This is a genomic window from Kumtagia sp. (assembly GCF_059502445.1).
On the sequence record NZ_JCACER010000069.1, the window covers coordinates 23665 to 34496 of the forward strand.

The following is a 10832-nucleotide window of genomic DNA, read 5'->3' on the forward strand; positions in this document are numbered from 1 at the left end:
CATCATGGCACAAGCCGTTTCCGCGCAGCGCGTCGCCGCCGAAAGCAATTTCAGCGAGGCCGCCCGGCAGGCGCTCTATGCCGGCCTGATCTCCTTCGGCCTGTTCGTCCTGTTCATCGGACTGAGGACCGACCAGAACATCCGCAACGAGCTCATCCTGGTGCAGCGCTGGGGCACGCTGGCGATCGTGGTGCTGCTCACCATGGCCGGCCGCTTCCTGTTCGTGGCCTTCGCCCAGCCGGCGATCGCGGCCCGTGCCGCGGCCAGGGCCAAGGCGACGGCGGTCGCCGCCGAGCCCGGCGCGCTTCGCAAGAACGGGACGAAGCTGGCGATCCTGGCGCTGTTCCTCTACCCGATCTTCATCCTGTGGGCGGTCGGCCTGCAGGGCTCGCTGAAATGGGTCGACAATTTCGGCATCCAGATCCTCATCTATGTGATGCTGGCCTGGGGGCTGAACATCGTGGTCGGCCTGGCGGGCCTGCTCGATCTCGGCTACGTCGCCTTCTATGCGGTGGGCGCCTATTCCTACGCGCTGCTCGGCACCGAACTCGGCTGGTCGTTCTGGATCCTGTTGCCGGCGGCCGGCATCATGGCCGCCTTCTGGGGTGTCATCCTCGGCTTTCCGGTGCTGCGTCTGCGCGGCGACTATCTCGCCATCGTGACGCTCGCCTTCGGAGAGATCATCCGACTGGTGCTGATCAACTGGCGCGAGGTGACAAACGGCTCGGCCGGCATCTCCGGCATCCCGAAGGTCGATTTCTTCGGCCTGTTCGACTTCAACGTGTCGTCGGACATCTATTTCGGCAAGGTCTTCGGGCTGGCCGCCTCGGGCGCCTACTACAAGATCTTCCTCTATTATCTCATCGTTCTGCTCTGCCTGCTCACCGCCTTCGTCACCATCCGGCTGCGGCGCATGCCGGTCGGCAGGGCCTGGGAGGCGTTGCGCGAGGACGAGATCGCCTGTCGCTCGCTCGGCATCAACACCACGACAACCAAGCTGACCGCCTTCGCCATCGGCGCCATGTTCGGTGGCTTCGCCGGCTCCTTCTTCGCGGCGAGGCAGGGTTTCGTCAGCCCGGAATCCTTCGTTTTCCTGGAATCGGCGATCATTCTCGCCATCGTCGTGCTCGGCGGCATGGGCTCGCTGATGGGCATAGCGATTGCGGCGCTGGTGATGATCGGCGGCACCGAGATCCTGCGCGAGATGACGTTCCTCAAGCAGGTGTTCGGTCAGGACTTCACGCCGGAGCTCTACCGCATGCTGCTGTTCGGGCTCGCCATGATCATCGTCATGGTGTGGAAGCCGCGCGGCTTCGTCGGCAGCCGCGAACCGACCGCGTTCCTGCATCAGAGAAAGGCCATTTCCGCCGCCTTTACCAAGGAAGGTCACGGCTGATGAACGCGGCAGGCGAGATGACATATCCGATCCTTCAGGTCGAACATCTGTCGATGAAGTTCGGCGGCCTCGTCGCCATCGGCGACCTCTCCTTCGAAGCCAGACGCGGCGAGATCACCGCGCTCATCGGGCCGAACGGCGCCGGCAAGACCACCGTGTTCAACTGCATCACCGGCTTCTACAAGCCGACCGAGGGCATGATCACGCTGACCCGCCAGGACGGCTCGGCCTATCTGCTGGAGCGCCTGCCGGGTCATGAGATCGCGGCGCGCGCCAAGGTGGCGCGCACCTTCCAGAACATCCGCCTGTTCTCTGGCATGACGCTGCTGGAGAACCTGCTGGTCGCCCAGCACAACAAGCTGATGAAGGCTTCCGGCTACACGGTCATGGGCCTGCTCGGCATCGGCGGCTACCGTCAAGCCTCGGCCGAATCGATCGATCTCGCCAAGCACTGGCTGGAGAAAGCCGACCTGGTCAACCGCGCCGATGATCCCGCCGGCGACCTGCCCTACGGCGCGCAGCGGCGCCTCGAGATCGCCCGCGCCATGTGCACGGGTCCCGAGCTGCTGTGCCTGGACGAGCCGGCGGCCGGCCTCAATCCGCGCGAATCGCAGGCCCTGAACGATCTGCTTAACGACATCAAGCAGGACACCGGCACGTCGATCCTGCTCATCGAGCACGACATGTCGGTCGTCATGCAGATATCCGATCACGTCGTGGTGCTGGAATATGGCCGAAAAATTTCCGACGGCGACCCGACCTTCGTGAAGACCGACCCCCGCGTCATCGCCGCCTATCTCGGCGTCGAGGACGAAGAAGTCACAGAGGTGCTTGCCGAGGTCGGCGACGATCACGTGATCGAGCAGCTCGACGCGGAACCCGACCGGGCTCACGGCCCCGGCGATTCCTCCTCGATGATGGCCGGCTCGATTTCCGACACCATCGCCCATAGCGACGAGTACGGCGAGCGCATAACCGTGTCGCCCGGCGCGTCGCGGGCGAGGCAAGTGGAGGAGCGTGAGGCGCGGGCCAAGGCCAGGGCCGCGGAGATGGCGGCCGCGCCGGCGTCCGTTCCGGTTGCGGAAACCGCGCCGGACAAGCTCACTCTGATCAAGGGTATCGGCCCGGTGAATGCCAGGAAGCTCAACGAGCATGGCGTCTACCGCTTCGAGCAGATCGCGTCGTGGAAGGCTGCCGACATCCGTGCCGCCGAAGCCTATCTCGAATTCGACGGTCGCATCGCTCGCGAGGATTGGGTCGGCCAGGCCAAACGGCTGGTGAAGGCGGCCGCCAAGCCGGCAAAGGAAACGGCGGCCGAGCCGGCGCGCAAGCGTGGGAGCAGGAAATAATGGCCACGCAACCGCTGCTCGATGTGCGGGGCATCGAGACTTACTACGGCAATATCCGGGCGTTGAACAGCGTCGACGTGACGGTCGACCAGGGCGAGATCGTCGCGCTGATCGGCGCCAATGGCGCCGGCAAGTCGACGCTGATGATGACCATCTTCGGCAGCCCCCGGGCGCGCACCGGCACCATCACCTTCGCCGGTACCGACATCACCAACCTGCCCACCCACGAGATCGCGCGGCTCAGGATCGCCCAGTCGCCGGAAGGCCGTCGCATCTTCCCGCGCATGACGGTGATGGAAAACCTGCAGATGGGGGCGAGCCTCGACAACCTCAAATATTATGACGAGGACGTCGAGAAGGTCTTTCATCTGTTCCCCCGCCTGAAGGAGCGCATCGCGCAGCGCGGAGGCACGCTGTCGGGCGGCGAGCAGCAGATGCTGTCGATCGGCCGCGCGCTGATGGCGCGCCCGAAGCTGCTGCTGCTCGACGAGCCGTCGCTGGGCCTGGCGCCGCTGATCGTCAAGCAGATCTTCGATGCCATCCGCGAACTCAACCGGACGCAGGGCCTGACCGTGTTCCTGGTCGAGCAGAACGCCTTCGGCGCCCTGAAGCTCGCCAACCGCGGCTATGTCATGGTCAACGGCCGGGTCACCATGAGCGGCACCGGCAAGGAGCTTCTCGCCGATCCGGAAGTGCGCGCGGCCTATCTCGAAGGCGGCCGGCACTGAGCTTTGGAGCGACTGCGATGCATGGAATTCTCTACGAGGAACCGTCGATCTGGCAGTTCTTCTTCGTCACCTTGCTGCTCGGCGGCTGGGCGGCATGGATGACGGGGCGGGCCTGCGCCCAGACCTGGCGGCCCATGTCGGCGCTGGTCGTCTATCTCCTGCTGCTCGGCATTGCCGTGCGCTTCATCCATCACGCCCTCTTCGAGGGCACGATGTTCACGGCTCACTACTATATCGTCGACACGATCATCCTGCTGGTCCTGGGCATATTGGGCTACCGCTTCACCCGGACCAACCAGATGGTGACGCAGTACCACTGGCTCTACGAGAAGACCTCGCCGATCGGCTGGAAAGCCAAGGGCTGAGGCCGACTTAGGGGGCCGGAACCCCGCAAACGAAACGGCGTGACAAGCGCCTGGAAATCGGCAAAGTTACCTTCTGCGATAAGGGTGGGCATCGCAAGAAGGCATGATCCTCGATCCTCGCCCACCCCGTTAATGGGAGCGTTTACATGAAGAAGTCACTTCTGTCCGCAGTTGCCCTGACCGCCCTGATGGCGTTCAGCGGCAGCGCCTGGGCGGACATCGTCATCGGCGTCGCCGGCCCGGTCACCGGCCCGAACGCTGCCTTCGGGGCCCAGCTCCAGAAGGGCGCCGAGCAGGCGGCAGCCGACATCAACGCGGCGGGCGGCATCAATGGCGAGCAGATCAAGGTCGTCGTCGGCGATGACGTCTCCGATCCGAAGCAGGGCATCTCGGTCGCCAACAAGTTCGTCGCCGACGGCGTCAAATATGTCGTCGGTCATTTCAACTCGGGCGTCTCCATCCCGGCCTCGGAAGTCTATGCCGAGAACGGCATCCTGGAGATCACCCCGGCGGCGACCAACCCGACCTTCACCGAGCGTGGCCTGTGGAACGTGTTCCGCACCTGCGGTCGCGACGACCAGCAGGGCGGCATCGCCGGCGCGTATCTGGCGGAGAAGTTCAAGGACGGCAAGATCGCGGTCATCCACGACAAGACGCCTTACGGCCAGGGCCTCGCCGACGAGACCAAGAAGGCGATGAACGCCGCCGGCGTCAACGAAGTCATGTATGAAGGCGTGAATGTCGGCGACAAGGACTTCTCGGCGCTGATCGCCAAGATGAAGGAAGCCGGCGTCACCATCGTCTACTGGGGCGGCCTGCACACCGAAGCCGGCCTGATCATCCGCCAGGCGGCGGACCAGGGCCTCAAGGCCAAGCTGGTGTCGGGTGACGGCATCGTGTCGAACGAACTCGCCTCGATCGCCGGCGACGCGGTGGAAGGCACGCTGAACACCTTCGGGCCCGATCCGCGCCTCGACCCGAAGAACAAGGAGTTGGTCGAGAAGTTCCGCTCTCAGGGTTTCGAGCCGGAGGCCTACACGCTCTACTCCTACGCCGCCATGCAGGTGATCGCCGCCGCCGCCAAGGCAGCCAATTCGGTGGACCCGCAGGAAGTGGCCAAGGCGATGAAGGAGAAGGGGCCGTTCCCGACGGCACTCGGCGACATGGCCTTCGACGAGAAGGGTGATCCGAAGCTGCCGGGCTACGTCATGTATATCTGGAAGAAGGGCGACGACGGCAAGTACACCTACGTTCCGGAGTGATCCGGGCGCACGTCTGAACCAATCGTGCCCGGCGCCTCGCGCCGGGCATTTTTCTTCCGGATCCTGCCTCGGCTAGTCGCTGGAATTGTCGGGCCGCCGGCGAATGCGCTTGCCGTGCATGTCGCCGGAAAGCTTGCAGCAGCCCGAAAGCGGTAGGCGCAAGAGCGCAGGCATAGAGCCCGATACGCGAATCCCTTTTTTTCACGACATGCGCTACTGTCGGTAGCCGCATTCAAGCCGGGCGTCTGGAGGGCACTGATGTCGCAGGCCTACATGTCCCCTGATCATTTCGTGCATTGGGCGACCATCGAGGGATTCGCCACCAAAGGCGGCAATATCAGACTCAACAAATACATGTCGGCATCCGACAGCAATGGCGGTTCCTATACCTCACAGGATCTGATGAACCAGCTCAAGGGCGTGATGACGCGGCTGGGCAGCACACCCCCGTTCAGGAACTATGTCCGCATGTTCACCGGGCAGGGCGACATCAACGATTTCATAACGCTCTGGAATTGGATGTACGATCACCTGGACGAGATGCGGAAGCTCAAGATCCAGACCTACTCCGTTCGGAATAACGGCGATGGGACATTCACGAAAATCCCCGGCAAGCTTCTCGACCTGGCCACCGTGTTCAAGCCGAGCCGACCGTTTCCGGAGGCGATGGCCGAACTCGTCGACAATGCCTGCTTCGGATGGGACTGTATCGGCTTCGTCAGCCAGTACCTGGTCACGATCAGCCATCTCGACCAGTACCAGACGTGGAAGTCGGATCAGTACCTTACGCTGGGAAAGTTCGATCCGATCAAGACGCTGGAGGATATTTTGCCGTGTTGCGTCATCGTTTTCGGCGACTGGCATATCGTGCTGGTGGATGGCGTCGATTGGATCGCCTATGACGACAATACCAAGACGCTCTCGGCCAAGGTGTCGGTCTCGCAAAGCTACACAGGCGGCCCGCACACGCGAAGGGACAAGATCCTCACGCAGACGCGCTTCGGCAACGGCTGGAGCGAGGTCAACCAGACCGGTGTTCTCGATGTCGCGGCCAAGTGCAGGGTCGGCAAGAATGCAGCGATCGAGATCAGGTTCCCGCCCTATGTCGCCGCTGACTGAATGAAGCAGTCAAACCCGTTCGCACTGTCGAAAACGGGTTTGCAAGGATCGAACGACGAGGCAGGCCAGCGACTTCAGGCAGAGTCCGCGATGCTCAGGCATGATCGTTCGGTCTACCCTGCGAGGTTGCCGATTCGCCCAGTGGAAGCGGAACCCCGGGCAGATAAAGGGAGATCGGACGGACTTCGTAGACCGCCGTCTTGTTGACTCGGCGCAGGTCACGCGCGATCGCGATTGCCTCGTCCCGCGTGGCGCAGTCGACCACGTAGAGGCCGAGCAGCTGTTCCTTCGTTTCGGCGAATGGTCCATCGAGTACCATGCCGTCGCCGGGGCCCCGCAATGTCGAGGCCTTGGCCGTAGCGTCCAGCCGGGCGGCCGGCCCGAGCTTGCCCTGCTGCGTCAGCCTGTCGTTCACCTGCAGCAGGTCATTCATCAGGGTCCGACGTTCCTCCTCCGTCCATGAGGACACAACCTCTTCCACGTGATAGGCAAGGATGGCGTAGAGCATCAGTTCCTCCCTTCTATTCTGCGCTTGCGGCAGACGCGCCAGCGGTTCTGCGAGCGGCGCATCCTATCCGATCGGTCGCGCAGGAGAAGCCTGTCTTAGGTCTCCCGAAAGACGTCGCTTCCTCCAGGCAATGCGTGAGCGAGCGTAGGAAATGCCCGCGAAAACCTGCCGTCCAGGCAAGCTGAGCCGCTTCGCCATTTTTGTTTGCACTGCACAAGTTATGCGCTAAGCAGAAAGCGTCAGCCTTCCTGTCCTTGGAGTGTGCGGGTGCCCATCAGCAAGATCCTTGTCGCCAACCGGTCGGAGATCGCCATCCGCGTCTTTCGCGCGGCCAATGAGCTGGGTCTCAAAACGGTGGCGATCTGGGCGGAAGAGGACAAGTATTCGCTGCACCGCTTCAAGGCCGACGAGAGCTATCAGGTCGGCCGCGGCCCGCATCTGGCCAAGGACATGGGGCCGATCGAGAGCTACCTGTCGATCGAGGAAGTGATCCGCGTCGCCAAGCTTTCCGCGGCGGATGCCATCCATCCCGGCTATGGCCTGTTGTCGGAAAGCCCGGAATTCGCCGAGGCCTGCGCCGAGAACGGCATCACCTTCATCGGCCCCAAGCCGGAGACGATGCGCCGGCTCGGCAACAAGGTGGCGGCGCGCAACCTCGCCGTCGAGGTCGGCGTTCCGGTAGTGCCTGCCACCGACCCGCTGCCGGACGATCCGCAAGCAATCAGAAAGCTCGCCGCCGAGATCGGCTACCCGGTGATGCTGAAGGCGTCGTGGGGCGGCGGCGGCCGCGGCATGCGCGCCATCCGCGGCGAGGCCGACCTGTTGCGCGAGGTCACCGAGGGCAAGCGCGAGGCGAAGGCCGCGTTCGGCAAGGACGAGGTCTATCTGGAGAAGCTGATCGAACGCGCCCGCCATGTCGAGGTGCAGATTCTTGGCGACACCCACGGCAATGCCGTGCATCTCTTCGAGCGCGACTGCTCGATCCAGCGCCGCAACCAGAAGGTCGTGGAGCGGGCGCCGGCGCCCTATCTCCGCGACGAGCTGCGCCAGGAGCTCTGCGGCTATGCGCTGAAGATAGCCGGCGAGACCAGCTATATCGGGGCCGGCACGGTCGAGTTCCTGCAGGACGCCGACACCGGAAAATTCTACTTCATCGAGGTCAACCCGCGCATCCAGGTCGAGCACACCGTCACCGAGCAGGTGACCGGCATCGACATCGTCAAGGCGCAGATTCACATCCTCGACGGTTTTGCCATCGGCACGCCGGAGTCAGGTGTCCCGGCACAGAAGGACATCCGCCTCAACGGCCACGCACTGCAATGCCGCATAACCACCGAGGATCCCGAGCAGAATTTCATTCCGGACTACGGCCGCATCATCGCCTATCGCGGCGCCACCGGCTTCGGCATCCGGCTCGATGGCGGCACGGCCTATTCCGGCGCCGTCATCACCCGCTTCTACGATCCGCTGCTGGAGAAGGTGACCGCTTGGGCGCCGACCCCCGAGGAGGGGATCGCCCGCATGCATCGGGCGCTACGCGAGTTCCGCATCCGCGGCGTGGCGACCAACCTCACCTTCCTCGAAGCGATCATCACCCATCCGGCCTTCCGCGACAATTCCTACACGACGAAGTTCATCGATACGACGCCGGAGCTGTTCGCCCAGGTGAAGCGGCAGGACCGGGCGACCAAGCTGCTCAACTATCTCGGCGACGTCACCGTCAACGGCCATCCGGAGACGCGCGGCCGCGCCCTGCCGAACCCGGAAGCGGCGGCACCCGTCATCCCCTGGTTCACCGGCCCCATTCCCGACGGCACCAGGCAGAAGCTCGACACGCTCGGCCCGGAAAAATTCGCGGCCTGGATGCGCGAACAGAAGCAGGTGCTCGTTACCGACACGACCATGCGCGACGGCCACCAGTCGCTGCTGGCGACCCGCATGCGCACCCATGACATCGCCGCGATCGCCGGCACCTATGCGCGCGCCCTGCCGCAGCTGCTGTCGCTCGAATGCTGGGGCGGCGCCACCTTCGACGTCGCCATGCGTTTCCTCACCGAAGACCCGTGGGAGCGCCTGTCGCTGGTGCGCGAGGCGGCGCCCAACCTGCTCCTGCAGATGCTGCTGCGCGGCGCCAACGGCGTTGGCTACACCAACTACCCCGACAACGTCGTCCAGCATTTCGTCAGGCAGGCGGCGGCGGGCGGCATCGACCTGTTCCGCGTCTTCGACTGCCTGAACTGGGTCGAGAACATGCGCGTCGCCATGGACGCGGTCGGCGCCGAGGGAAAACTCTGCGAAGCGGCGATGTGCTATACCGGCGACATCCTCGATCCGGCTCGCGCCAAATACGACCTGAAATATTATGTCGGGCTGGCCCGGGAACTCGAAGCGGCCGGCGCCCACATCATCGCGGTCAAGGACATGGCCGGCCTGTTGAAGCCCGGCGCGGCGCGCGTGTTGTTCAAGGCGCTGCGCGAGGCGACCGACCTGCCGATCCACTTTCACACGCACGACACTTCGGGGCTTGCCGCAGCCACGGTGCTGGCGGCGGTCGAAAGCGGCGCCGACGCCATCGACGCGGCCATGGACGCCTTCTCCGGCAACACCTCGCAGCCCTGCCTTGGCTCCATCGCCGAGGCGCTGAAGGGGACGGAGCGCGATCCCGGCCTCGACACCGGCTGGATCAGGCGCATCTCGTTCTATTGGGAAGCGGTGCGCAACCAGTATGCGGCCTTCGAGAGCGACCTGAAGGGACCGGCCTCGGAAGTCTACCTGCATGAGATGCCGGGCGGTCAGTTCACCAATCTCAAGGAACAGGCGCGCTCGCTCGGGCTGGAGACGCGCTGGCACGAGGTGGCGCAGGCTTATCACGACGTCAACCTGATGTTCGGCGACATCGTCAAGGTGACGCCGTCCTCCAAGGTGGTCGGCGACATGGCACTGATGATGGTCAGCCAGGATCTCAGCGTCGCCGACGTCGAGAACCCGGCCAAGGACATCGCCTTTCCGGATTCAGTCGTGTCGATGCTGCGCGGCGATCTCGGCCAGTCGCCCGGCGGCTGGCCGGCGGCGCTGCAGAAGAAGGCGCTCAAGGGCGACAAGCCGATCACGGCGCGTCCCGGTTCTCTGCTGAAAGCCGCCGACCTGACGAAGAGCCGCAAGGAGATCGAGGAAAAGCTCGCCCGCAAGCTCAGCGAGCAGGAGTTTTCTTCCTGGCTTATGTACCCGAAGGTGTTTTCGGACTTCTGCGCTGCGGCAGAGACCTACGGCCCGGTCAGCGTGCTGCCGACGCCGACCTATTTCTACGGCATGAAGCCGGAGGACGAGATCTTCGTCGACATCGAGAAGGGCAAGACGCTGGTGATCCGCTGCCTCGCCATCGGCGACGTCGACGAGAAAGGCATGGTCACCGTGTTCTTCGAGGTCAACGGCCAGCCGCGACGCGTCAAGGTGCCGGACAGGGCGCACGGCGCCTCGAACGGCAAGGCCCGCCGCAAGGCGGAGCCCGGTAACGAAGCCCATGTCGGCGCGCCGATGCCGGGCGTCGTCTCGACGCTCGCCGTCAGCACCGGACAGGCGGTCAAGGCCGGCGACGTGCTGCTCTCCATCGAGGCGATGAAGATGGAGACCGCCCTGCACGCGGAGCGCGACGGCACCATCGCCGAGCTGCTGGTCCGCTCCGGCGACCAGATCGACGCCAAGGACCTGCTGGTCGTCTACGCAGCCTGACGAGGCGGCATCCCGCCAGGGCGGAACGCGTCCGCATCAGGACGCTACGGCTTCGAGCGGAGCGCGCACACGCCGCCGATAACCGCATCGGTGGCGTGTGCGTTCAGCCGCGCCAATGCGGCACAGGCCGGACGTCACCAAAACAAAATGCGGAGGACCGCGACCGGCATTTGCGCCCGTTGATCGCGGAGCGATCCTGCGCTGAACGGAACGGGATGGCGGCGGGAGACACGCGTCGCGACCGGAACGCATCAGCGTCCCGAAGGGGCTCCGACAAGCTTTCGGGTTGCGGGCGGCCCTTGCGGCCTTTGTTATGGGGATGCCTATCATAAAGAGAAGATATTGATGCTTTTGGCAGACCTGGCAGCGACCTACT

At 64.2% G+C, this 10832-nt stretch carries 8 protein-coding genes; 7 read left to right on the top strand and 1 reads right to left on the bottom strand.

Annotation, left to right across the window (positions count from 1 at the left end):
• Positions 1-4 precede the first annotated feature (4 nt).
• The 6 genes from livM to AC5JDC_RS19240 all read left to right on the top strand — a co-directional run bounded on the left by livM (position 5) and on the right by AC5JDC_RS19240 (position 6219).
• Positions 5-1396 (top strand): high-affinity branched-chain amino acid ABC transporter permease LivM, encoded by a 1392-nt coding sequence (gene livM / locus AC5JDC_RS19215; RefSeq protein WP_106773638.1) that lies wholly within the window; start codon positions 5-7, stop codon positions 1394-1396.
• Positions 1396-2745: an ATP-binding cassette domain-containing protein gene (locus tag AC5JDC_RS19220; protein WP_495843695.1), complete on the top strand. Its 1350-nt coding sequence runs from the start codon at positions 1396-1398 to the stop codon at positions 2743-2745. Before livM ends, AC5JDC_RS19220 begins: the two co-directional genes overlap by 1 nt.
• Positions 2745-3473: an ABC transporter ATP-binding protein gene (locus tag AC5JDC_RS19225; RefSeq protein ID WP_495843697.1), complete on the top strand. Its 729-nt coding sequence runs from the start codon at positions 2745-2747 to the stop codon at positions 3471-3473. Before AC5JDC_RS19220 ends, AC5JDC_RS19225 begins: the two co-directional genes overlap by 1 nt.
• Before the next feature lie 17 nt (positions 3474-3490).
• Positions 3491-3838: a DUF6867 family protein gene (locus AC5JDC_RS19230; RefSeq protein ID WP_495843699.1), complete on the top strand. Its 348-nt coding sequence runs from the start codon at positions 3491-3493 to the stop codon at positions 3836-3838.
• Positions 3839-3984: 146 nt separating this feature from the next.
• Entirely contained in the window at positions 3985-5100 is a 1116-nt protein-coding gene (locus tag AC5JDC_RS19235; protein ID WP_106773634.1) for a branched-chain amino acid ABC transporter substrate-binding protein, read from the top strand.
• A gap of 258 nt (positions 5101-5358) precedes the next feature.
• The gene (locus AC5JDC_RS19240; protein ID WP_495843701.1) at positions 5359-6219 is read left to right on the top strand and encodes a hypothetical protein; all 861 of its coding nucleotides are present in this window, start codon (positions 5359-5361) and stop codon (positions 6217-6219) included.
• Positions 6220-6313: 94 nt separating this feature from the next.
• On the opposite strand, the gene AC5JDC_RS19245 is transcribed toward AC5JDC_RS19240, so the two are convergent.
• A complete protein-coding gene (locus tag AC5JDC_RS19245) occupies positions 6314-6727 on the bottom strand; it encodes a YciI family protein (protein ID WP_495843703.1) in 414 nt (137 codons plus the stop codon).
• A 267-nt stretch (positions 6728-6994) separates the two neighbouring features.
• Between AC5JDC_RS19245 and pyc the strand changes: the two genes are divergently transcribed.
• The gene (pyc, locus tag AC5JDC_RS19250; protein WP_495843705.1) at positions 6995-10456 is read left to right on the top strand and encodes a pyruvate carboxylase; all 3462 of its coding nucleotides are present in this window, start codon (positions 6995-6997) and stop codon (positions 10454-10456) included.
• Positions 10457-10832 lie beyond the last annotated feature (376 nt).

Excerpts from the sequence above, each read along its gene's own strand:
- livM (WP_106773638.1), top strand. The coding sequence starts at position 5 with ATGGCACAAGCCGTTTCCGCGCAGCGCGTCGCCGCCGAAAGCAATTTC.
- AC5JDC_RS19220 (WP_495843695.1), top strand. The coding sequence starts at position 1,396 with ATGAACGCGGCAGGCGAGATGACATATCCGATCCTTCAGGTCGAACAT.
- AC5JDC_RS19240 (WP_495843701.1), top strand. The coding sequence starts at position 5,359 with ATGTCGCAGGCCTACATGTCCCCTGATCATTTCGTGCATTGGGCGACC.
- AC5JDC_RS19235 (WP_106773634.1), top strand. The coding sequence starts at position 3,985 with ATGAAGAAGTCACTTCTGTCCGCAGTTGCCCTGACCGCCCTGATGGCG.
- AC5JDC_RS19225 (WP_495843697.1), top strand. The coding sequence starts at position 2,745 with ATGGCCACGCAACCGCTGCTCGATGTGCGGGGCATCGAGACTTACTAC.
- AC5JDC_RS19245 (WP_495843703.1), bottom strand. The coding sequence starts at position 6,727 with ATGCTCTACGCCATCCTTGCCTATCACGTGGAAGAGGTTGTGTCCTCA.
- AC5JDC_RS19230 (WP_495843699.1), top strand. The coding sequence starts at position 3,491 with ATGCATGGAATTCTCTACGAGGAACCGTCGATCTGGCAGTTCTTCTTC.